Source organism: Pseudogemmobacter bohemicus (genome assembly GCF_003290025.1).
In the GTDB taxonomy this organism is placed as follows: Bacteria; Pseudomonadota; Alphaproteobacteria; order Rhodobacterales; family Rhodobacteraceae; genus Pseudogemmobacter; species Pseudogemmobacter bohemicus.
On record NZ_QNHG01000004.1, the window covers coordinates 534,619 to 556,855 of the forward strand.

24 protein-coding genes are annotated in these 22,237 nt (G+C 63.2%); 1 reads left to right on the plus strand and 23 read right to left on the minus strand.

The features are described from left to right. Nucleotides 1–3: 3 nt before the first annotated feature. The 11 genes from DRF71_RS21645 to DRF71_RS21695 form a co-directional block, all read right to left on the minus strand. Nucleotides 4–483, minus strand: a complete 480-nt coding sequence (locus DRF71_RS21645; protein WP_332872071.1) for a CHAP domain-containing protein — start codon at nucleotides 481–483, stop codon at nucleotides 4–6. 417 nt (nucleotides 484–900) lie between these two features. Beyond that, nucleotides 901–1,299 carry a hypothetical protein gene (locus DRF71_RS21650; protein WP_157971237.1) on the minus strand — a complete coding sequence of 133 codons (399 nt, stop codon included), beginning with the start codon at nucleotides 1,297–1,299 and terminating at the stop codon, nucleotides 901–903. Nucleotides 1,300–1,371: 72 nt separating this feature from the next. Further along, nucleotides 1,372–2,517: an alpha-hydroxy acid oxidase gene (locus DRF71_RS21655; protein ID WP_112312587.1), complete on the minus strand. Its 1,146-nt coding sequence runs from the start codon at nucleotides 2,515–2,517 to the stop codon at nucleotides 1,372–1,374. 14 nt (nucleotides 2,518–2,531) lie between these two features. Further along, entirely contained in the window at nucleotides 2,532–3,509 is a 978-nt protein-coding gene (locus DRF71_RS21660; protein ID WP_198672306.1) for an ABC transporter permease, read from the minus strand. Next, complete coding sequence (locus tag DRF71_RS21665; RefSeq protein ID WP_112312588.1) at nucleotides 3,506–4,438, minus strand: ABC transporter permease; 933 nt, start codon at nucleotides 4,436–4,438, stop codon at nucleotides 3,506–3,508. Before DRF71_RS21665 ends, DRF71_RS21660 begins: the two co-directional genes overlap by 4 nt. Continuing rightward, the gene (locus DRF71_RS21670) at nucleotides 4,438–5,157 is read right to left on the minus strand and encodes an ATP-binding cassette domain-containing protein (protein WP_112312589.1); all 720 of its coding nucleotides are present in this window, start codon (nucleotides 5,155–5,157) and stop codon (nucleotides 4,438–4,440) included. The genes DRF71_RS21665 and DRF71_RS21670 overlap by 1 nt, the downstream gene beginning before the upstream one ends. Continuing rightward, a complete protein-coding gene (locus DRF71_RS21675; RefSeq protein WP_232831627.1) occupies nucleotides 5,150–5,971 on the minus strand; it encodes an ATP-binding cassette domain-containing protein in 822 nt (273 codons plus the stop codon). The genes DRF71_RS21670 and DRF71_RS21675 overlap by 8 nt, the downstream gene beginning before the upstream one ends. After that, complete coding sequence (locus DRF71_RS21680; RefSeq protein ID WP_112312590.1) at nucleotides 5,940–7,127, minus strand: ABC transporter substrate-binding protein; 1,188 nt, start codon at nucleotides 7,125–7,127, stop codon at nucleotides 5,940–5,942. Before DRF71_RS21680 ends, DRF71_RS21675 begins: the two co-directional genes overlap by 32 nt. Before the next feature lie 52 nt (nucleotides 7,128–7,179). Continuing rightward, entirely contained in the window at nucleotides 7,180–8,304 is a 1,125-nt protein-coding gene (locus DRF71_RS21685) for an ABC transporter substrate-binding protein (RefSeq protein WP_198672307.1), read from the minus strand. Beyond that, nucleotides 8,301–9,500, minus strand: coding sequence for a CaiB/BaiF CoA transferase family protein (locus DRF71_RS21690; protein WP_112312591.1), 1,200 nt, complete (start codon nucleotides 9,498–9,500; stop codon nucleotides 8,301–8,303). The genes DRF71_RS21685 and DRF71_RS21690 overlap by 4 nt, the downstream gene beginning before the upstream one ends. Before the next feature lie 203 nt (nucleotides 9,501–9,703). Then, the gene (locus DRF71_RS21695) at nucleotides 9,704–10,474 is read right to left on the minus strand and encodes an IclR family transcriptional regulator (RefSeq protein ID WP_112312592.1); all 771 of its coding nucleotides are present in this window, start codon (nucleotides 10,472–10,474) and stop codon (nucleotides 9,704–9,706) included. Between the two features lie 143 nt (nucleotides 10,475–10,617). On the opposite strand from DRF71_RS21695, the gene DRF71_RS21700 reads away from it, so the two are divergent. After that, on the plus strand, nucleotides 10,618–11,718 hold the full coding sequence (locus DRF71_RS21700) for a lactonase family protein (protein ID WP_112312593.1): 1,101 nt from the start codon (nucleotides 10,618–10,620) through the stop codon (nucleotides 11,716–11,718). Between the two features lie 166 nt (nucleotides 11,719–11,884). On the opposite strand, the gene DRF71_RS21705 is transcribed toward DRF71_RS21700, so the two are convergent. The 12 genes from DRF71_RS21705 to DRF71_RS21760 all read right to left on the minus strand — a co-directional run bounded on the left by DRF71_RS21705 (nucleotide 11,885) and on the right by DRF71_RS21760 (nucleotide 22,208). After that, nucleotides 11,885–12,724, minus strand: coding sequence for a fumarylacetoacetate hydrolase family protein (locus tag DRF71_RS21705; RefSeq protein ID WP_112312594.1), 840 nt, complete (start codon nucleotides 12,722–12,724; stop codon nucleotides 11,885–11,887). A gap of 14 nt (nucleotides 12,725–12,738) precedes the next feature. Continuing rightward, a complete protein-coding gene (locus DRF71_RS21710; protein ID WP_112312595.1) occupies nucleotides 12,739–13,476 on the minus strand; it encodes an SDR family oxidoreductase in 738 nt (245 codons plus the stop codon). A 10-nt stretch (nucleotides 13,477–13,486) separates the two neighbouring features. Continuing rightward, nucleotides 13,487–14,701 (minus strand): UxaA family hydrolase, encoded by a 1,215-nt coding sequence (locus tag DRF71_RS21715; RefSeq protein WP_112312596.1) that lies wholly within the window; start codon nucleotides 14,699–14,701, stop codon nucleotides 13,487–13,489. Continuing rightward, complete coding sequence (locus DRF71_RS21720) at nucleotides 14,698–15,027, minus strand: UxaA family hydrolase (protein ID WP_112312597.1); 330 nt, start codon at nucleotides 15,025–15,027, stop codon at nucleotides 14,698–14,700. Before DRF71_RS21720 ends, DRF71_RS21715 begins: the two co-directional genes overlap by 4 nt. Continuing rightward, on the minus strand, nucleotides 15,024–15,470 hold the full coding sequence (locus tag DRF71_RS21725) for a MaoC family dehydratase (protein ID WP_112312598.1): 447 nt from the start codon (nucleotides 15,468–15,470) through the stop codon (nucleotides 15,024–15,026). The genes DRF71_RS21720 and DRF71_RS21725 overlap by 4 nt, the downstream gene beginning before the upstream one ends. After that, entirely contained in the window at nucleotides 15,463–16,518 is a 1,056-nt protein-coding gene (locus tag DRF71_RS21730) for a Gfo/Idh/MocA family protein (protein WP_112312599.1), read from the minus strand. Before DRF71_RS21730 ends, DRF71_RS21725 begins: the two co-directional genes overlap by 8 nt. Continuing rightward, nucleotides 16,511–16,840 (minus strand): L-rhamnose mutarotase, encoded by a 330-nt coding sequence (locus DRF71_RS21735; protein WP_112312600.1) that lies wholly within the window; start codon nucleotides 16,838–16,840, stop codon nucleotides 16,511–16,513. Before DRF71_RS21735 ends, DRF71_RS21730 begins: the two co-directional genes overlap by 8 nt. After that, a complete protein-coding gene (locus DRF71_RS21740; RefSeq protein ID WP_112312601.1) occupies nucleotides 16,837–17,955 on the minus strand; it encodes a mandelate racemase/muconate lactonizing enzyme family protein in 1,119 nt (372 codons plus the stop codon). Before DRF71_RS21740 ends, DRF71_RS21735 begins: the two co-directional genes overlap by 4 nt. 3 nt (nucleotides 17,956–17,958) lie before the next feature. Beyond that, nucleotides 17,959–19,044 carry an ABC transporter ATP-binding protein gene (locus DRF71_RS21745; protein ID WP_112312602.1) on the minus strand — a complete coding sequence of 362 codons (1,086 nt, stop codon included), beginning with the start codon at nucleotides 19,042–19,044 and terminating at the stop codon, nucleotides 17,959–17,961. A gap of 3 nt (nucleotides 19,045–19,047) precedes the next feature. Then, nucleotides 19,048–19,914 (minus strand): carbohydrate ABC transporter permease, encoded by an 867-nt coding sequence (locus DRF71_RS21750; RefSeq protein ID WP_112312603.1) that lies wholly within the window; start codon nucleotides 19,912–19,914, stop codon nucleotides 19,048–19,050. A gap of 1 nt (nucleotide 19,915) precedes the next feature. Further along, nucleotides 19,916–20,812 (minus strand): carbohydrate ABC transporter permease, encoded by an 897-nt coding sequence (locus DRF71_RS21755; protein WP_112312604.1) that lies wholly within the window; start codon nucleotides 20,810–20,812, stop codon nucleotides 19,916–19,918. A gap of 85 nt (nucleotides 20,813–20,897) precedes the next feature. Further along, nucleotides 20,898–22,208, minus strand: a complete 1,311-nt coding sequence (locus tag DRF71_RS21760; protein ID WP_112312605.1) for an ABC transporter substrate-binding protein — start codon at nucleotides 22,206–22,208, stop codon at nucleotides 20,898–20,900. Between the last annotated feature and the right edge of the window lie 29 nt (nucleotides 22,209–22,237).

Below are 22,237 nucleotides of genomic sequence, written 5' to 3' on the forward strand. Positions count from 1 at the left end.
GGCTCAGTTCGGATAGATAAAGCCGTTGATCGGATAGGAAGAGATCCCCATCTCGCCCGCCACACGCTCGACCTTGACGTCGCTCCAGTCATTTTTATCCGAGACATCAACCACTTTCATATTCATCTGAACCTTGTTCTTGATCCAGTTGGCATGGTTGACGCGGATCTCGCGCTCCGAGACCACTTCCGAGACCACTGCGATATGGCCGCGCGACATTTGGCGCGTCGCGGCGAAAGCCATCACGGCACCCGGGCGGGGCTGGCTGCCGCGCTCATATTGGCCGGCGGCCGCATTCCACCAGGTTTTCGCATCGCCGCGCAGATCAACGCCGCTTGCGGTGCGGGCGAAAGGCACGCACCAGACGCGCTGACCAAGGGACTGCTTCTGCTTTGCCTCCAGCAACGCCATCGCCTGGCGACCCGAATCAAGGCTGCTGAAGATCGACGGATCCGGAACCTCCGGGGCAATATCGCGGCCCATACAGGCGCTCAGGGTCAGAGCGGCACAGAGAACGGCCATGCTCCGGAGAAGCGGTTTGCAGCGCTGAAAATCATAAGGTCCCGTTCCGGCGTAGTCTCGTTGATCTGCTCATGGCCCGGTCTGCGCCGGGCTTTGGCAGGACAAAGCCGGGGAAACAGATTTGAATCAAGTTTTTGTTTCGGCATATTTCGGAGACTGGCGGATCTTTGCCAGGTGCTGCAGCGCAGCAAGCATAAATCGCCGATTTCCCGGTTATTTCAGGCCATTTTCGCCTGATTTCACGCCAGATCCGGGGTGCGTGGTGCAAGATGCGCCGGATCAAGCCTTTTTTGCCCTGATCACGAAATTTGCAAAACCGCCGCTTTCTGCCCTGCCGCATCGCGTGATGCGCGGCCCCGGCAGCGGCTCAGACCTGCCTCACCCCTGGGTTTCGCGGATTTCCAACAGCCTGCCATCGGCGTCGAAGACCAGCACAAGGAACAGGGTGTCGATCCATTGCAGCCCCATCTCATAGGTCCAGTATTGCTCTGTACCCTGTCCCGCGACCTGCCCGGCGACCGGATCGGAGACCTGATCGGCGGGGCCAGGCAGGACCCGTACCTCCTCTTGCGTCATCCCGGGTTTCAAAACCGTGCGAAGCGCGTCCCACATGCCCGCACGCGGCTCCTGGCACTCGAAGCCCAGCACCTTGTCGGGACACCAGGCCGGTCGCCGGTTTTCGCGAAAAGCCTCGCTGTCAAAGGCCATAAGCGGCCCGGCACCGATGGCCAGCATCAGCGGGGAAAGCATCGCGAACCGCTGCATTAGTCTGATCACCGCATCGCCCTCCGCCAGCCCCGCCGGTGATCATCCGGAACCGCCCCGGCAAGTCGGGGAAACCGGCCGGCCTCAGCGAAAGCGCAGATTGTCGCGGTTCAGCGCGGCGATGTTCTTCGCCCCCATCAGCCGCATGTCGCGGATCAGCTCGGCCTTCATCTGGCCAAGCGCGCGCTCGATCCCGGCCTGCCCTGCTGCGGCCAGCGCAAACAGATAGAACCGCCCGAGCCCCACCGCCTTTGCCCCGAGGCTCAGCGCTTTCAGCACATGCGTCCCACGCTGGATGCCGCCGTCAATCATCACATCAAGCCGGTCGCCCACCGCCTGCACCACCTCATCCAGCTGATCAAAGCCGGTGCGCGATCCGTCAAGCTGCCGCCCGCCATGGTTCGACAGCACAATCCCCGAACAGCCGATATCGGCGGCGCGGCGCGCGTCTTCGGTGCTCATCACGCCTTTCAGGCAGAACTCGCCACCCCATTCCGCGCGCAAAGCCTCGACATCATCCCAGGTCATCGAAGGGTCGAGCATCTCGGTGAAATAGCGCCCGATGGTCAGGCTGTCGCCCTTCATGTCGATATGCGCATCCAGTTGCGGCAGGCTGAATTTCTCATGGGTGACATAGTTGATCCCCCAGGCCGGCTTGATCGCGAACTGGAACATACCGCCCAGCGTCAGCCGGAATGGGATCGAAAAACCCGTGCGCAGATCGCGCTCCCGATTGCCGCCGGTGATACTGTCCACCGTCAGCATCATCACATTGATGCCAGCCTCTTTCGCCGATTGCATCATGGCGCGGTTCAGGCCCCGGTCCTTGTGGAAATAGAACTGATAGACCTGCGGATTTTTGTGTTTCTGCTTCAGCTCGGCCAGCGAGACGGTGCCCAGCGAGGAACAGCCGAACATGGTGCCATAGGCCTCGGCCGCCGCCCCCGTGGCGCGCTCGCCCTCATGGTGGAACAGCCGCTGCAACGCGGTCGGGGACAGATAGACCGGCAGATCCAGTTTCTGCCCCATCACCGTGGTCGAGAGGTCGATATCGGCCACGCCCCGCAGGATATTCGGCACCAGATCGACGGTCTCGAAGGCGGCGGTATTCCGGCGCAGCGTCACCTCGTCATCGGCGGCGCCGTCGATATAGTTGAAGATAGGCCCCGGCAGGCGGCGCTTTGCCAGGCGGCGGAAGTCGTGGAAATTATGGCAATCGCTCAGGCGCATGGGTCGGATCCGGTTCAGACAGTTGTGCGGAAATGGCGCTCGCGTCCGTATAGCGAGACGAGCAGCAGGATGATCGCGCCAAAGGCAGCCTGTACCGAGGCGGGCGAGAAGTTCAAGCCGATCAGCAGCGTATTGATCTCGGTCAGCACCAGCACACCCGCGATGGTGCCGATGTAACTCCCGCGTCCACCGATCAGCGCGGCGCCTCCGACGACCACAGCCGCAATGGTCTGGAAGAGGTAGGGCTGGCCGACATCGCCGTAAGCCGAGCCGGTAAAGCCCAGCAGCAGGATCCCCGCAAGTGCCGCGAAAAATGCCGATGCCGCGAAGGTCGAGGTCCAGATCCAGAGCGGGTTGATCAGCGCCCAGGGCGCCGCCCCCGGGTTCGAGCCAAGCGCGTAAAGCTGACGTCCCCAGGGCGTGCGCTCCATCACCAGCACGACGAGGAGAATCAGGACCAGCAACGCCGGGATCAAAGCCGGCACCGGCAGCGGGCCGAAAGAACCTCCGATCGAGACGAAGGCCGAGACCGCTTTCGGGGCGGAGCCTGCCGGGAAGCCTTTGGTCCAGATCAGCACCAGGCCCTGGACGATCATGCCGATGCCCAAAGTCACGATCAGCGGGTGGATGTTCAGCCCCTTCGAGAGCGCCCCGTTCAGCGCCCCGATCATGATGGCAAGACCAAAGACCACCAGACAGACCAGCCCGAAATGCCAGCCCTGCCCGTATAACTGGGCCGCGACCACATTGGCGAAGCCGATCACGAAAGGGATCGACAGATCGATGCCACCCAGGATCACCACCAGCGTCTGCCCGACCGAGGCCACCGCCAGCAGCGCCGCAATCACCAGCAGCGCCCTTATCGCAAAGGGCGCCGAATAGCCCGGGATCAACAGGGTGCCGATCAGATGCAGCGCGCCCGCAACCAGGAAAGCGCCAAAGATGCGGGCCTTCATTCCGGTGAAAATCTGTCCCGTGAAAATCCGGCTCATGCATGGCTCCTTTTCGCGCCGCGATCCTGGAGCGCGATCAGCACGACCGCGCTGACAAGGATCGCGCCATAAGCGACCTGCAGCACATAGGTCGAGAGGTTGAACGTGGTCAGCAGGCTTTGCAGCAGGAAGATGTCAAAGGCTCCGATCGCGGCCCCCAGCAGGCCGCCTTTGCCGCCGGCAAGGCTGACGCCGCCAAGCGCCACGGCGGCAATCGCGATCAGCGTGTAATTGGCGCCCACCTTCGGATCCGCCGACCCGATCAGCGCGGTCAGCATCATCCCCGCCGCCGCCGCCAGCAGGCCTGTGATTACATAGGCTAGGAAGCGGATCAGCGAGACCGGCACCCCGGCTGTATAGGCCGCGCGGTCGTCCGAGCCCACCGCCATCAGCTGGTCATTGAAGGGTGTGCGGCTCAGCGCCCACCAGATCAGGGCGATCACGCCAAGCGGCAGAAAGCTCCAGCCCCCCGCCATGGCCTTCAGCCAGTCCGGCGCCGGGCCGACAGGGGCGGGCAGGATGGTCAGGGTCAGCCCGCCAAGGATCAGATAGGTTCCCAGCGTCGCCACGATGGGCTGCACCCGTACCACCACCGCCATGAACCCGTTGAAAGCCCCGATCAGCCCGCCGATCAGCAGCGCGGCCGGCCAGAGGATCAAAGGCGAGGCGAGCCCATGATCAAGGTAAAGCACCTTGATCACCACCGCCGAGACCAGCGCCATCACCGGCCCGACGGAGATGTCGATACCGCCCCGCCCGGCAAGGATCACCGGCGTCGAGGCCAGAGCCGCCCCGATCAGCGGCGCCGCCATGCCCAGAAGCGTCCCCCAGGCCGCAGGGTGAAACCGCGCCGGATTCATCACCAGATTGGCCACCAGCAGCACGATCAGAATCGCGATCGCAAAGGTATAGCGTCCCATCAGGCGCATCAGCCGGCCCTCCCGAACATGGCGGCGATGACGGCGGCGGTCTGCATCGCCTCTCCCGCCAGTTCCGCCGCGATTTCATGGTCGCGAAACACAAGGACACGGTGGCTCAGCGCCAGGATCTCCTCGATCTCGGAAGAAAGGATCACCAGCGCCATGCCGCCTTGCGCCAGATCGCGGAACAGATCGTATAGCAGATGCCGCGTGGCCACATCGACGCCACGGGTCGGATCGTTCAGCAGCAGAACCTCGGGCTCGCGCGCAAGCGCCCGTGCCAGCAGCACTTTTTGCTGATTGCCGCCCGAAAGCGCGGTGATCGGCGCCTCGGGAGAGGGCGCTTTTATCTGCAGCCGCTCGCGCCAGGTCTCATAGCGGGCGCGGCGCGCGGCGGGCGAGATCAGCGGGCCACGGCGGTCGCGCCCGGCGGTCGCAATGGCGAAATTGTCAAGGATCGAGAGGCCCGGGAAAATGCCGGTCGAGCGGCGGTCACGCGGCACATAAACGATGCGGGCGCGTCCGGCCTCGCGGAAATTCGCGATGCGGGTGCCGTTCAGCGCCACCGTGCCAGGGATCTTTTCCAGCCCGGCAAGACTGCGCAGGAACTGGTCCTGGCCATGGCCGTCCAGCCCGGCAAGGCCCAGGATCTCGCCGGGGGCGACCCGGGCGGAAATCGCGCCCACGCCGGGGCGCAGCACAAGGCCCTTTGCGCTCAGCTCAGCCATGCCGCCCCCCTTCCGGCGCCATCAGCGCCAGCAGATCGGCGGGCGCGGCATCCCCGCGCGGCCCCGAGCGCACCACCTGCCCCGAACGCAGCACCGAAATATCGTCTGAAAGCGCCATGACCTCATCCATGCGATGGGTGATGAACAAAAGCGCCGCCCCCGTCGCCGCAGTCCGTTTCATAAAGGCAAAGACGGAATCGCGGTCGGCGAAATCCAGAGCGGCGGTGATCTCATCCAGGATCAGCACGCGCGGATCGCGCGCGACGGCCCGGGCCAGTACAACCAGCTGCTGCGACGCCAGCGGCAGCGCCCCCGCCAGCGCATCGGGGTCGATGCGGGTGCAGGCAAAGCGCGAAAGCACCGCCTCCGCCCGGGCGCGGCGCGCCTCACGCGGGATATGGCGGCGAAAAAGCCCGTCAAGGCCCAGGAGGATATTGTCGGTCACGCTGCGGTCGGGCGCGATCAGCACTTCCTGAAAAGCGGTGGCGAAACCGGCCTTGCGAAAGCCGGCGGGGTTGCGGGCGGTGACCGCGCGCCCCTCCATCAGGATGGTGCCGCTGTCAGGCGCCACGATGCCCGACAGGAGTTTCACCAGCGTCGATTTCCCCGAGCCGTTTTCGCCAAGGATCGTGTGGATGGTGCCGGGGCGAAAGCGGATCGTGGCCTCGCTGAGCGCCAGCGTCTCGCCATAGCGCTTTGTCAGGCCGGAAATCTCCAGCATCGTCATGCCTTTCGTGCCATGCCGCGCGCACCCTTCGGCGCGCGCGGTTTTGGGGGCCGGATCAGTTGGCGCAGGCGGCGGGGACAGTCGCATAATCCCAGGCCGGGCTGGGCGCGGGATTGGCGAAATAGGCGTCCAGCCAGTCCTCGGGCATTGGATCGGTCGGAGGCACCGGGAAGACCGAGACCGCGTCGGGCGTCATGCAATCCTGCGCCCAGGCCGCAAGATCCGCCTCATGCACCGGCGGCAGGGGGATCATCAGCGTGTTGAGAACCGGCTTTTGGCCCTCCATGATCCGTGCGGCGGTGCGGTAAAGCGTCTGCGCCGTCCAGCCCGGCAGCACGGCGTGACCCTCGAAACGGTAGCCTTCGGGGTTCGCTTTCCAGTAACCAAGCGCATCGCCGGTGATCGAGCCGGTGATCAGCGGCACCGGACGGCCGGCTTCCGTAAAGGCCTCAGCGATCACGCGGCTTTCCGACCCCGCCGACCAGACGGCATCAATCGGCGCCGGATTGGTGGCAAGCGTCTGCAGCACAACGGTTTTCGTGACATTCGCCGTCCAGTCGCCATTGACGACACGGGCGATTTTCAGGTTCGGATACTGCGCCATAGCCGCATCGGCCCCGGCGCGTTCCTGTGCCACAATCGGGTGGCCTGCAATGCCCTCGACGATCAGCACATTGCCACCCCCGGGCAGCGCCTTGCCGATGGCATCCATCATCTCATAGCCCCAGCGGGAATAATTGCTGTCGACATTCACCGCCGAAGGCGCGGTGACCGAGCCTGCCGCCGTGATGAAGGGAATCCCCGCATCGGCCGCCGCCTGGATCGCCTCATCCAGCCCGGTGGCCGAGCCCGGGATCGAGGTGATCACGCCACAGCCCTTGTCGATAAAGGCGCGGATCTGGCTGATCTGCTGGCCGACATCGCCATTGGAATCCGAGACCTCGAAATCCGTGACCACGCCCTCGGCGATCAGCCCGTCGACCAGGCGTTTCAGCTCATTGGTGACCGAGACGCGCCAGGGATTGCCCTGATAGCTTTCCGAATGGCACCATTTGTAAGGCTTTGCTTTCGGGGTGAAATCGGCAAGCGGCCCGGTCGCGATGGTCTGGGGCGCACCCTGATATTGCGATTTCAGCCCCTCGGGCAGGGCCGCGATCACCTCTTCCACCGATTGCGCGAAAGCCGGCAGCGCAAAGGCCACCACCACTGTCGCGGCGCAAAATCCGTGCAGTCTCATCTTCATCGGGTTCCTCCTCCCCATAGTGACGCCGGCTTGTCCCGGCCTGTCCTTCTTCTCAGAAACTCTCCCGGAACAGCCGGTTGATATCGGCGATCACCGGACCGGCGGCTTCGCGGGCGGCCAGCCCTTCGGTGATGCGGGTCGAGGCCGCATGCTGGAAATCCATATAGCCGTCATGGCGCGGGCGAACCCAGGCACGCTCCAGAGTCGCCCTTGTGGCGCGGTAGAAATCCGAGGTCGCCGCGTTGACGCTGGCATCTTCCCAGGCCGCCGCATGGCCGGGCTGACCGCCCGAACCCGCAAAGACCCCCTTTTGCACCGCGCCCGAGGCGATCCAGTAAGCGAAATCCACCGCCGCCTCACGGGCCCCGGAAAAGGCTGAAACCGCGATCCCTGTACCGCCAAGCGCCGAGCCGACCGGGCCATTCGCACCCGCCACCGGCATATCGGCAAAGCGGATCAGCCGGGGGCGGAAGCCGGGAATGGCGTAATTCACATAGCCATAGATCAAGGGCGCCACCGCGATACGGCTGTCGGGCTTTGCCATCTCCTCAAAGACCGCAATCGGGTCCTGGCCGGCACAGGCCGGGTCGATCAGATCGGCGATCTCGCGCAGCATCTCCCAGACTTCGGCGCCGGTCGCGGGGGCGATGATCGCATCGCCGGTCACCGCGCAGGGCGCGCCGATATTGCCGGCCAGGGTGTAAAGCGACATCAGCGAATGCGGCGGACGCAGCGGCAGCGCAACGCGGCCCTCTTTCGCCAGCGCCACCACCTCGGCCCAGCTTGCCGGCGCTGCGTCGATCAGATCGGGGCGCCAGGCCAGCACCTGGGTCGCGGCATCAATCGGGAAGGCCCATTGCCGCCCCTGCCAGGTATAGCTGGGGAAACTCGCGCCCACGGATCCCGCCGCCAGGGCCGCGAGCTCAGCCGCGCGACCCGGCAGATCGAGAGGGGCGAGGCAATTCTCGCGGGTGATCTGGCCGACATGCGGATGGTCGATCACGATCAGATCATAGGCGCGGGCGAGGTCTTCGACCGGATAGCTTTCGAAATCCTGGAGCGAGCGCTTTTCCCAGGTAATCTCGACACCCTTTTCTGCGGCCCAGACGGTCGAACAGGCGACCATCGGATCATAGCCGCGCGGATGGCTCCAGGTCATACCTTTCAGCTTGATCACAGGTCGAACTCCTTGCGGATTGCGGCGGAATGGGCGCCGATCAGCGGTGCGGCGCCGGTTTTCGCAGGGCGATACCCGTTCAACCGCATCGGCAGGCGGGTGGTCTCGATGGAAACCCCATCCTCGCGGGTGACGGTTTGCAGCATATCAAGGACGCGCATCCCCTCGGATTGCAGTAATTCCGGCCAGTCGAGCACTTTGGCGCACCAGATATCGGCGGGTTCCAGCACGGAAAGCCAGTGATCCACCGTAGCCGTCGCGACCTGGTCGGCAATCAGCCGCTTGATGGTGTCGCGCTGCGAGAAGGCCAGTTTCGGATCGTCGAGGTAAGGCGCCAGCGTTCCGATCCCCATCAGATCGGCCAGCCGGGCAATCGGCGTCATCGCAATCGCCAGCCAGCCATCTTTCGCCTGATAGACCCCGTATGGCGCCGAGAGATAGGCATGGGCCGAGCGGAATTCCGAGCGTTTCGGCACCCGGCGCCCGTCATTCAGATGGGTGGTCAGCACCTCGAACTGGAAGTCGATCAGCGCCTCCATCAGCGAGGTCTGCACATGCATGCCCTTGCCGGTGATCCCTTTCCGGACCAGCCCCGCCAGAACCCCCTGGCAGCAGGCGGCACCTGCCAGCATATCCGCGACCGCAAGGCCGAAAGGCACCGGTCCCTGACCCTCATCGCCATTCAGCCACATCAGACCCGAACGCGCCTGGGCCAGGAGATCCTGGCCCGGGCGCATCACCCAGGGGCCCTCATCGCCATAGCCCGAGATCGAGGCATAGACGAGGCCCGGATTGATCGCCCGGGCGGCCTCGTAATCAAGGCCCAGCCGTTCGATCACCCCGGGGCGGAAATTCTGGATCAGCACATCGGCACGCGCGATCAGCTTTTTCAGCGCCGCCAGATCGCCCGCGTCCTTCATATTGATCGCAAGGCTTTCCTTACCGCGATTGATCGCGTGGAAAATCGTGGAATCGCCGCCGATTTCGGTATCCGAGAGGTAGAGCCGGCGCGAGAGATCGCCGCCATCGGGGCGCTCGATCTTGATCACCCGCGCACCCAGATCCGCCAGCCGCAACGAGCAATAGGGCCCCGAAAGGAACTGGCTCATATCAAGGACGACAAGCCCTTCAAGCGGCAGCCCCTCTGACCCTGCCCCTGATCCTGACCCGGGCAGCTCTGCGGAATAGGTCGTCATCTCTGGCTTTCTCCCCCCGTCGCGCCCCTCCCGAAGGCGCGAGACAGTTTCGTATTTGAAGGATCATTTCATTTATGGAAAGTCGTCGCAAGACGGAAAATTGGCGCAAACAGCGAAAAGCCCGCCTTGGGCGGGCTCTTGCGAGAGGCTGAAGAGGCTGTCCGAAGCGCGGCGCCGGTTCCCGTGGCCCGGAAGGCAGAAGCCTAAGCGGCAGGTTCGCCCTGGCCCGAAAGCTCGCGCCCGATTTCCAGCAAAAGCCGAAGGACGCTTTCGCGATCCGGCGCATTGGGATTTTCCAGCCGTCGCACGAAGGGGCAGGTCAGAACCGCAAGCACGGCGCCATTGGCCCCAAGGATCGGCACAGAAAGGTTGGCGACCGCCGGGGTCTGCTGGCTCTCCATCGCCTCATAGCCCTGGCGACGCACCTCACGCAGGCGTTCGTCCAGCCCGGGCGGCGGCACCTCATAGGGCATAGGCTCATGTTCTTCATACATAAGGGCCTTTTCCTCAGGCGAGGCAAAGGCGAGGAAGACATGCCCCGATCCGGAATTGACCAGACCGATCTGCGCGCCGACGCGGATGGTAACGCCCCAATAGCCCGGCGCCTCGACCTGGGCGATCACCACCAGATCGCCGCGGTCATATTTGACCAGATGGCAGGCCTGCTCTGCCGCATTGGTAAAGCGGCGCATTGCCGGCATTGCCTGGGCCACCAGCCGGCGGATCGGCGGGCGCAGATGGGCCAGCAAAAACAGCTTCAGCGTCAGCTGATAGCTGTCGCCATAGCGCGCGACATAGCCCCTGCGCGCCAGCCGGTCGAGCATGCGGTATAGCTCGGTCGGAGAGCGGCCGAGCGCGGTGGCGATGTCTTTCAGCGTCATCCCCTCTTCACGCTCGGCCAGAAGCTCGATCATATCGAGCCCCTTATCCAGCGCCGGCGCCCGGTAGCGGCCCTCGTCTTCCACATCGCTCATGGTTTCACCTGTGAAATTTCATCTTGCGATGCTACGAATTGACGGGAGGAGGTCAACACAGTTTACTGGCAGCAAGATATTTTACATATGGAATACAGCCTGCCGCAAAAACTTGCGAGGCCCATTCCGGAGGGAGGAGAGAAATGTCCGCAGAGCTGCTTTTGTTCATCGGCACGCTGAACCGCGAGACGCCGTATTTCCAGGGCGCGCGGGGGGACGGGCTCTATGCTTTCGCCTTTGACGAAGAGCGCCTGACCTTCACGCAAAAAGCGCATTTCCCCGGGATCGACAATCCGACCTTCCTTTCGGTCACCCCGGACGGGCGCCATATCTATGCCAGTTCCGAAGTGGCCGAATGGCGTGAGGGTCTCGTCACCGCCCTGCGCTATCAGCCGGATAAGGGAGGCTTTTGCTATCTGAACACCCAGCCCAGCCTTGGCAGCATCACAGCGCATAACCTGATCTCGCGCGATGGCAAACGGCTTTATGTGGTGAATTATACCGTCGGCGAAGGCGGTCCCGATCAGTCGCTGGTGGTGTTCGACATCCGTGCGGATGGCAGCCTCTCGCCGGCTGTGGGCGCCGTCGCACATCAGGGAAGTGGCCCCGATCCCGCGCGCCAGGAACGCGCCCATGCCCATAGCGTGGCCGAATTGCCCGACGGTATTCTGATCGTCGCCGATCTCGGGATGGATGCGCTTGTGAGCTACCGGCCGGGGGCGGATGGCACAACGATAAGGCTGCACCAAACCCCAACCCGCCCCGGCGCCGGCCCAAGGCATATGGTACTGAGCCCGGACGGCGCGTTTCTCTTTACCATCAACGAGCTCGATTCCTCGATCACCGCCTTTCGTCGTGATGCGGCGACAGGCGCGCTGACCGAGACAGATCGCAGGATCACCGTGCCCGGGGAGGCGCTGGCCGGGAACCATTGCTCGGATCTGGCGATCTCCCCGGATGGCCGCTTTCTCTATGGCGCCAACAGGGGGCATGACAGCATCGTGCAGATGGAGGTGGAGGCTCTTACAGGCAAGCTGATCTCACAGCGCCTGATCACCTGCGGCGGCACCACACCGCGCAATATCGCGCTGACACCGTCCGGCCGTCATCTGCTGGTGGCAAACCAGAATTCCGACCGGGTCAGCGTGCTGGGCCGCGATGAAGCAAGCGGAATCCTGACCGAAATCGGTCGCTTTCTGGCAATCGGCACCCCCATGTGCCTGAAATTCGCTACCTCTGGCTGAGCGCGGAAGCGGGGGGCTGTCTGCCCCCCGGCGCCTGACGGCGCTCCCCCCGAGGATATTTAGAGACAGATGAAAAGGGCTGCTGTTTTCATCTGTCTCTAAATATCCTCAGGGGGTGAATGAGCCTGCAAAGGCTCAGAGGGGGCGCGAGCGCCCCCTTTCTTCCTCAGGCATCGTCCTCGCAGACCTGGCGCTGTGTGCCAAGGCCCTCGATTCCCAGTTCCACCACATCGCCCGCCTTCAGATAGCGCGGCGGCTTCATCCCCAGACCGACGCCGGGCGGCGTGCCGGTCGAGATCACATCGCCCGGATGCAGGGTGAAGAATTGCGACAGATAAGAGACCAGGAACGGGATCTTGTAGACCATGGTGCTGGACGACCCGTCCTGCATGGTCTCGCCATTCACCTTCAGCCACATATGCAGGTTGTCATGGTCTTTGACCTCGTCCCTCGTCACCAGCCAGGGGCCGATCGGGCCGAAATTGTCCGAGCTTTTGCCCTTGGACCACTGGCCCGAGCGCTCGATCTGATAGGCGCGTTCCGAGACATCGTTGCAGACGCAATAGCCCGCGACATGCTCCATCGCGTCGGCTTCGGAGACGTATTTCGCGCGTTTGCCGATCACCACAGCCAGCTCGACCTCCCAGTCGGTCTTCTCCGATCCACGCGGGATCAGGATCGGATCATCCGGCCCGCAAATGGCCGAGGTGTATTTCGCGAAGATCACCGGCTCGGGAGGCACAGCCATGCCGCTTTCCGCCGCATGGTCGGAATAATTCAGCCCGATACAGATGAATTTGCCGGTCTGACCGACACAGGCGCCGAGGCGTGGATCGCCCGCGACCAGCGGCAGCGATGCCGGGTCGAGTTTTTTCAGGGCCGACAGATCCGCCAACATCTCGCCGGCAATATCCGGGACATGGGCGGACAGGTCGCGCAGCGCGCCATTCGCGTCGATCAGGCCGGGCTTTTCGGCACCCCGCGCGCCATAACGTACCAGTTTCATAGCAGCTCCTCTCCTCAGGTGGTCCAGCCACCGTCGATGACATGTTCGGTCCCGGTGGTGAAGCCCGCTTCGTCCGAGGCCAGATAGCAGACCAGCGCAGCGATTTCATCCGCCCGGCCCAGACGGCCCATCGCCTGGCGGCCGATAAAGGCCTTCAGCGCGCCCTCGTAATCGCCGGTGGCCTTGAGGCGTTCATGCAGGCTGGGGCTGTCGACGGTGCCGGGACAGATCGAATTGCAGCGGATGCCTTGCGCAACATAATCGGCGGCGACAGCCCGGGTCAGGCCGACCACGGCGGCCTTGGACGCGGAATAGACCGCCCGGTTGATCGGGCCTTTCTTCGGCCCCGCAACCGAAGACATATTGATGATCGAGCCATTGCCCCTGGCGATCATCCCCGGCAGCACGGCGCGGATCATACGGAACTGCGCTTTGGCGTTCAGATCAAAGGCGAAATCCCACTCAGACTCAGACGCCTCCAGCACGGTGCCGTTATGGACGACCCCGGCGCAGTTGAAGAGGATATCGACCGGCCCGACCTCATCGACCAAAGCGGTGATCGCGCCCGCGTCCAGCACGTTCAGAACCTTCGCGGTGATCCCCGGCACGCCCGCGAGGCCCTCAACCAGGCCTGGGTTCACATCGGTCGCGATAACCTCGGCGCCCTCGGCCGCCATCCGCTCGGCGCTGGCGCGGCCGATCCCCTGCCCTGCCGCCGTGATCAGCGCGCGTTTCCCCTGCAGTCTCTGCATCTCTCTCTCCTCAGGCCGCACCCGGCAAACAGGCCGGGCCGATAGGTTCAAAGCTCTTATAGGTCAGGATGAACTCGCGATGGCCGAGCTCTTCGGATTTGGTCTGCCGCCCCGCCGCCACCGCCAGCACCAGGTCATGGATCTCCTGGCCGACCTCCGGGATCGAACGGACACCTTCGATAATATCGCCCGCGTTGACATCCATGTCTTCGGCGAGATTGCGGTAGGTGTCGGGGTTGGCACAGATCTTGATCACCGGCGAAATGGCCGAACCGACGACCGAGCCACGCCCGGTCACGAACAGCGTCATATGGGCACCCGAGGCGATCATCTCGACGATTTCGGCATTGTCCGAGATATTCGGGAAGCCAAAACGCACATCCCCATCCGGCACCACATCCATCAGATAAAGCCCGCCGCTGGGGGGAATATCGCCCGGTTTGATCAGACCCGAAATCGGGCTGTCGCCGGATTTCACATAGGCACCGAGCGACTTTTCCTCGATGGTGGAAAGCCCGCCCGCCGCATTCCCCGCCGCAAACGACCCATAGCCCAGCGTCGCATAATAGCGTTCGGCCTTTTGCACGCTTTCTCGCAGGATATTCCCGAGTTCAGGCGTCACCGCGCGGGCCGCCATGATCTCTTCGCAGCCGATCAGCTCGCCGGTTTCCTCGAAGATGCAGGCGGCGCCCTCGGCGACCAGCAGATCGAACGCCTTGCCCGCCGCCGGGTTACCCGAGATGCCGCTGGTCCCGTCTGATCCGCCGCAAACCGTGCCGATGATCAGCTCATCAACCCCCATCCGGACGCGCGGCACTTCGGCGATCTGCGCCAGGGTCTGACGGATCCAGTCCGCCCCCGCCTGGATCGTCGATCGTGTCCCCCCCGCCCGCTGGATCACCAGCGTCTTGACCGGCCGGTTTGAGCTGTCGACCGCATTGGCAGCGCGCACCTTGTCGAAACTCTCGCATCCCAAAGACACGAACAGCACCGCGCCGACATTTGGATGGGTGCAAAGCTTCTCCATCATCTGCGCCGCATATTCATTCGGATAGCAGCCGGGGAATCCGATCAGCTGCACCTCGCCCTCATGGGGGGTATTCCTGAACTGATGCACGATTTCCGAGGCCACGAAATGCGCACATTCGACCAGATAGGCCACAACCAGCGTGTTGCGGATCCCCTTGCGGCCATCAGACCGCAGAAACGCCTGAATCTCGCTCATAATGACACCCCCGCGCTGCGGCCATCGGCGTCTTGCAACATATGCGTGGGCGTATAGGCCGAACGGATATTATGGACATGCACATGCTCGCCCGCCCGGATCGCCGTGGTCGCGATACCGATGGGCATGCCGTATTTCAGGATCACATCACCCGCCGCGATATCACGGCGCGCAATTTTATGGGCCATCGGGATCGGGCGGCTGAGGATGACCTGGCCGCCTTCCAGCGCGACCTGCAACCCTTCGGGCGAATTGGCGCGCGCGACCAGCACATTGTCCTTGTCGGACAAAAGCAGGAACGGCCCGAATGAGGATTTTCCGCTCACTTGCGGCACTCCACCATATAGATGTGGTCGGCGACCAGGGCGGTTTCACCTGTTTGTTTGGTGACCGTGAGACGTTCGGTCACGCGCCCGTATCCGGGGCGCTTTTCCATCAGCTCTTTCGAGATGATCTCGACGCGCGAACGGATGGTGTCGCCGATGAAGACGGGTTTCACAAAGCGCATCCGGTCGTAACCATATGAAAATGCGACCGGATTGATGATGGTCGCGGTCAGGCCGACGCCGATGGTGAACACCATCGTACCATGCGCGATGCGCTGGCCAAAGGGCAGCGTCTTGCAAAATTCCGCATCCAGGTGATGCGGGAAGAAATCGCCCGAATGGCCGGCATGGACGACGAAATCGGTCTCGGTGATGGTGCGCCCGACCGTGTCGCGCGCCTCGCCGATTTCGTAATCCTCGTAATATTTCACCTGTTCAAGCATCGGGGGAAGTCCTGATCGGATGCGCGGGTTTCGCGCTGGATTCATATGCGGCCTCGACAAGGGCCATTGTGTGCCAGGCATCTTCGGCGCTGCCCTGCAATTCGGCGTCTTCACCCACGGCGTAGCGCATCACCTGGGTAATCCGGCCGATGAAAGCCTCGATGAACCAGTTGCCGGAGAGCGGGATCTGCCGCCATTCGTCACCTGTGTTGAGCCAGAGCTCATCCGGCTCGCCCTTCGGGTAATCGAGATTGACGCCGAGTTTCAGATAAGCCGCGCCCTTGGTGCCGCAGATGCGGAACTCGCAGGCCTGGAACTGGCGGCCAAAGGCGTGGTTGTGGTTGATCGAGAGATTGGCGCGCGCCTTTTGCCCGTAATCAAGGATGACTGAGCTGCGGGTATTCGAGACCGATGAGGTCGGATGCCCCATGGTTTTCGCATGCACCCCTTCGGGGTTCCCCAGGATATCCCGAACGAAATCAAGATAATGGATCGAATGAAGCAGGATCTCGACCCGGGGCAGATCTTTGAGGAAGGCCCAGAGATGCCAGGGCGTATCCAGCGCCAGCCAGGCGTCGAAATCGACCACTTCGCCCAGCAACCCCTTCGCAATGGCATCCTTCAGGGCAAGGCACATCGGAGCAAACCGCAGCTGGAAATTCACTGCCGCGCGGATCTTGCGGGCGCGAAGAATGCGGATGATCTCATCCGCCGCCCCGAGGTCCGATCCCAGCGGTTTCTGGATCAGCGCCACCGCCCCTTCGGGCAGGGCGTTCAGCACGCCCGGGATCGCGGCGGGCGGCACGGCGATGTCATAGACCGCGCCGGTGCCTGGCGCCGTCGCCTCGGCCATTGACCCATAGGCCACGGCGCCAGGCGGCAGGATCGCGCGGGCCTTGTTCTGGTCGGGGTCATAGATCCCGGCCACCTGGAACCCGGCCTTTGCATAAGCCGGCAGATGCGCGTCCGAGACGATGGAACCCGCGCCGAGGATCACAATCGGCAATGCCGTTTTCGGGGGGGTGATGCTTTGGATCAGATCAGTCATGGTGGAAGATTTCCGACATTCCCGCCCACCATTCCCCCGTCTCGCGCGTCTCGAGCGGACGTTGCAGCGGCTTGTTGACCGCCCACCATTTCTGGGTCTCGGGATCGGCGGCCATCTTCGCCATATCGCCGGCAAAATCCTTGCCGGAATATTCGAAATAGGAAAACAAAAGGTTCTCCGGCTCTTTCAGGAAGATGGAATAGTTCGATATGTGACAGTCCGAGATCTTTGCCAGCACTGCAGGCCAGACCTCGGAATGGAGTTTGAGATACGCGGCCTTGCCCTCTTCCGAGAGGCCGATCACCGAGCCATAGCGCGTCATGCCGCCCCCTCCGTGATTGTGATTTTCGAACCTTCCGAGATCCGCGCGACAATTGCATCATGGTCCCAGTCGATGCCCAGCCCCGGTGCCACCGGCGCCAGGGCGAGCCCGCCGTCACGGGCCATCGGCGCCGCGATATCGTCAAGCTGCGGGATATATTCCAGCCAGGGCGCATTCGGGACGGCGCAAACCAGCGAGACATGCAGTTCCATCAGGAAATGCGGGCAGATCATCAGGTTATGCGCCTCGGCCATATGGGCGACCTTGAGCCAGGGCGTGATGCCGCCGATCCGCGCCACATCGGCCTGGACGATGCCACAGGCACCAGCCTGGATATAATCGGCGAACTGCCCCGGGGAATACATCGACTCGCCAACGGCAATCGGCACCCGGGATTGCCGGGTCAGTCGCGCGTGGCCCGCGATATCATCGGCGGGCAGCGGCTCCTCGAACCAGGCGATGTTCAGGCGTTCCAGGAGGTTCAGGCGGCGCGAGGCCTCTGGCTGCGTCATCGACTGATTGGCGTCGGTCATAATCTCGTAATCATCGCCCAGGGCACTGCGCACCGCCTCAAGCCGGGCGGCATCGCCGGCGACTGTCGGCTTGCCGATCTTGATCTTGGATCCCCGGAACCCCGCCTCGCGCATCGCCAGCGCGTCATCGACCAGCGCCGCCGGCTCCAGATGCAGCCAGCCGCCTTCGGTCGAATACATCGGCACCGCAGCCTTCGCGCCACCCGCCAGCACATGCAGCGGCAGGCCCGTGCGGCTCCCGCGCAGATCCCAGAGCGCGGTGTCAATCGCGGCCTGGGCGAGCGCCATGATCGGACCCACGGCGGTGGCATGCGAGGAGAAGAGCAGATCGCGCCAGATCGCCTCGATCAGCCCCGCCTCGCGACCGATCAGCCGCGGCAGGAAGGTGCGGCGCAGCAGTTCCAGCACCGACCAGCCGCCATCGCCGATCGTGTAGCTGTAGCCAAGGCCCTGTGCCCCGTCCGCGTCAAACAGCCGGACGAAGATCGTCTCCTGGCTTTTGAAGGACTGGATCGCATCGGTGCGTTTCACCTTTGGGATCAGATCAACGATGAAGGCCTCGGCCCGGGTGATCAAAGCCATGGCTCAGCCCCTCAGATTCAGGCCGGTTTCAGCGTCGAAGATATGGCATTTGTCGAGCGCGATGCCAAAGCGCAGCACCTCGCCCGGGGTCACCGGGCGCGGGTTCAGCATCTTGGCCTGGACCTCGGTGCCGGCGAGCTGGGCGAAGAGCACCGTCTCGGTGCCAAGCGGCTCCGACAGCACCACCTTCATATCGACATGGGCCATATGGGCGGTGGGTGGCAGCGCATGGCCATCCGGCATGATGTTGTCGGCGCGGATGCCAAGCTGCACGCGGCGCCCGTCGGCCAGTTTCACGCCGGGCGGCAGCGGGATCGTGGTGCCATCCGTGAGCCCGATCTGATTGCCGCCGACCACGCCGGTCAGCAGGTTCATCGGCGGCGAGCCGATAAAGGTCGCGACAAAGGTATTCACCGGGTTTTCAAAGACTTCCAGCGGGGTTCCGACCTGGACGATATGGCCGTCGCGCATGATCACGATACGGTCGGCAAGGGTCATCGCCTCGATCTGGTCATGGGTGACATAGATCACCGTCGAGCCGACCTTCTGGTGCAGCTTCTTGATCTCGACCCGCATCTGGGTGCGCAGTTTCGCATCGAGGTTCGAGAGCGGCTCGTCGAAGAGGAACACATCCGGATGGCGCACAATGGCGCGGCCCATGGCGACGCGCTGGCGCTGGCCGCCGGAAAGGGCTCCGGGTTTGCGGTCGAGCAGCGGCGTGAGGGCCAGAATTTCGGCGGCTTCATCGACGGCCTTGTTGATCTCGGCCTGGCTCTTCTTCGCGATCTTCAGCGAAAAGCCCAGATTTTCGCGCACCGTCATATGCGGATAAAGCGCGTAATTCTGGAACACCATCGCAAGGTTGCGCTCCCGTGGCGGCAGATCATTGACGACGCGGTCGCCAATCAGGATCTCACCGCCCGAGATGTCCTCCAGCCCCGCCACCATGCGCAAAGTCGTCGACTTGCCGCAGCCCGAGGGGCCGACCAGCACGACGAATTCGCCCTCGGCAATCGAGAGATTGATCGAATGCACGACATCCAGCGCGCCATAGCTTTTCTTGACGTTTTTCAGATGGACCTGGGCCATGGCTTATCCTTTCACGCCGCCGAAGGTCAGGCCGGCGATCAGATGTTTCTGAACGAGGAAGGTCAGGATCAGCGCGGGGATGATCATCAGGACCGCAAGGGCGCACATGCCGCCCCAGTTCAGGGTGAATTGCGAGGTGAAGTCGAGAAGACCGACCGGCATCGTCTTGGACGAAACCGAGCGCGTCAGCTGCGAGGCCAGGGCATATTCGTTCCAGGAGGTCAGGAAGGCGAAGATACCGGCGCTTGCGATGCCAGCACGGGCGACCGGGAATTCCACACGCCAGAAGGCCTGCCAGCGGGTGCAGCCGTCGATTTCGGCGGCCTCGGCCAGCTCTTTCGGGACCTGGCGGAAAAAGCCGTCGATCAGCCAGATGGTGAAGGGGACATTCAGCGCGACATAGACAAGGATCATGCCCAGATGGGTGTCGATCAGCCCGGTGCGGCCAAAGATGATGAACACGGGCAGCGACAGCGCGACACCAGGCACCGCGCGGGTCGCCATCAGCATCACGAAGGTCATCGCCTTGCCCTTGAACTTATAGCGGGCAAAGGCATAGCCCCCGGCCATCCCGATCAGCAAAGCGATCAGGGTCGAGGTGACCGAGATGATCAGCGAATTGGTGAAATAGGTCCAGACCGGGATGCCCCCCTGCCCCGCGCCGCCGAACATGGCGCGGTAATGGTCGAGGTTCAGGCTGTTCGGGATCCAGACCGGCGGTTTCGCCATGATCTCGACGGTCGGGCGGAACGAGTTCAGCACCACCCAGAGGCCGGGAATGGTGATCACGCACATGGCAAGGAAGAGGCCGATGAAATGGCCGGCCTTCAGCAGACGTTTGCGCAGACGGTGTTGCGAGGCGGATGCCATATCAGTCCCCCATGCCCAGCTCACGCCGCGCGCTTTGCAGCTTGAGGAAGAAGTAAACGGTGAAGGCGATCGACAAGAGGATCGCGATATAGCCCATGGCATTGGCATAGCCCATGCGGGCATCGACATAGCCGGTGCGCCCGATCATGGTCCACAAAAGCTCGGTCCGTTTGGCGGGGCCGCCGCCGGTCATCACCTGAACGATGTCATAGGCACGCGCGACGTCGAGGCTGCGGATCGCCATGGCGATATAGATGAAGGGCATGAGGAAGGGCAGCGTCACATAGCGGAACGATTGCCAGGGTGTGCAGCCATCGACCTTTGCGGCCTCCAGCGGGTCCTGCGGCAGCGCGAAAAGGCCGGCAAGGATCAGGATCGCGAAGACAGAGGTGCTCATCCACACTTCGGCGCAGATGATCGCGAAAAGCGCCAGATTGCCATCGACCAGCCAGGGGATCGCGGTTGATGCCAGGCCCATGGATTGCAGCGCGTTGTTCACCAGCCCGACATTGTCGTTGAAGATGAACTTGAACATAAAGCCCACCAGGATGGGCGAGAACATCATCGGAAACATCATCATGGTGCGCAGCGTGCGCTGGCCGCGCTGCACTTTCGCGACCATCAGCGCGAGGCCAAGACCCAGCAGCATCTCAAGGTTCAGCGCGATGGTCAGCAAGAGCACCGTGCGCCCGAAAGCCTTCCAGAAGCCCGGATCGGTCAGCGCCTTCTCATAGTTGAAGGGGAAGTTGATCTTCCACAGCGTCTCGGGACGCGTCAGCTGATAGGGGGTGAAGCTGGAGTAGAGGGACAGCAAAAGCGGCACCAGCACCACTGCCGCCAGGATCAGGAAGGCGGGCATGAGCAGGAGAAGCCAGGGCGGAAGCTTGGCGCGGGTCATTGGTTTTCCGGGCTGAGCGTCCCATCGCGGGACAGTTGGAACAGGGGCGGCACCCCTCAGGTGCCGCCCGCAAAGATCACGAGGATCAGTAGACGCCGTTCTCGCGCATCAGATCGTCAACGGCGGCGGAGGCATCCTCCAGCGCCTGATCGACGGTCTTGTCACCAAGGATCGCGGCCTGCAATTCCGGGAAGATCAGGTTGCCGGATTCGATCCAGTAAGGGGTCGGCGGCACCGGGAAGGCAGTCAGCGCGGTTTCCTGGAAGGCGGCGAGGACTTCGGACTTGTAGGGGTCATCCTTGGCCTGCTCAATCACATATTCCCAGACTGCGGTGCGCGAGGGCAGCGGGCCCGGCGCCGATTCCAGCTTCTGGCTGTCTTCATTGGTCAGGAAATCGACCAGCGAGGCGGCGGCCTCTTTATTGGCGCAAGACTCGGTGACCGAGAAGCCGTGGAAACCCGACCAGCCGGTCCGAACCCCTGCCGAACCCTTCGGTGCCGGCGCGACGCCGACATTGCCGGCAACTTTCGAAGCCGAAGGATCATTGAAGAAGCCCGACCAGCCCGGCCAGTCCAGGTTCAGCGCGACGGTGCCGGAGGCGAAACCATTACCCAGATCGTCCCAGAGATAGTTGGTGGTGCCCGGAGGCACCGCGCCGGCCTTGTAAAGGTCAACGAACCATTGCAGCGCCTCTTTGCCCTCGGGCGAATTGAAGGCGGGCGACATGTCATCATTGAACATCTTGCCGCCATTGGCGACGACCAGCTCATAGAAACGGCCGTTGATCGCCTCATCCTTGCCGGCATATTGGGTGCCGTAGAAATTCGGCGGATCGGCGAAGAAGATCGCCTGATCGCGGAACTCGTCCCAGGTTTCCGGCGGAGCGAGATCCTTGCCGGTCTTGGCCTTCCAGGCCTCGGCCTTTGCCGGATCGGCATAGAGCGACTTCTGGTAATACAGCGCCGAGACGTCGAATTGTGCGCGCGGCAGCATGGTCAGTTTGCCGTCGATGGTGGCCGCAGTGATGTTTGCAGGCACGAAACCGGCAATCGATTCTGCCGGCACCAGCGCCGCCAGATCGGTGAACAGCGCCGGGTATTGCGAGGCAAAGGACGAATGGTTCGACCCGACGCACCAGCCGGTCGTCCCGGCGGCGATATCGGCCTTATATTCCTTATCCAGCTCGAAATGGTTTTTCTGGCTGATGATTTTGACCGTGGCGCCAGTCGCCTTTTCCCAGTCGGCAATGCGGCTGTAGAGAGCCTCGTATTGTTGCCCCCCGATCAGCTTGGCCTCGATGGTGACGCCGGCGAATTCGCCTTCGGCCATGGCTGCCGGTGCGAAACCGAAGCTGGCCACCAGTGCCAGCACAGAGCCGGCCCCGAATCCCTTCATGGTATCTCCTCCCGTTGCGATGCCCCGGG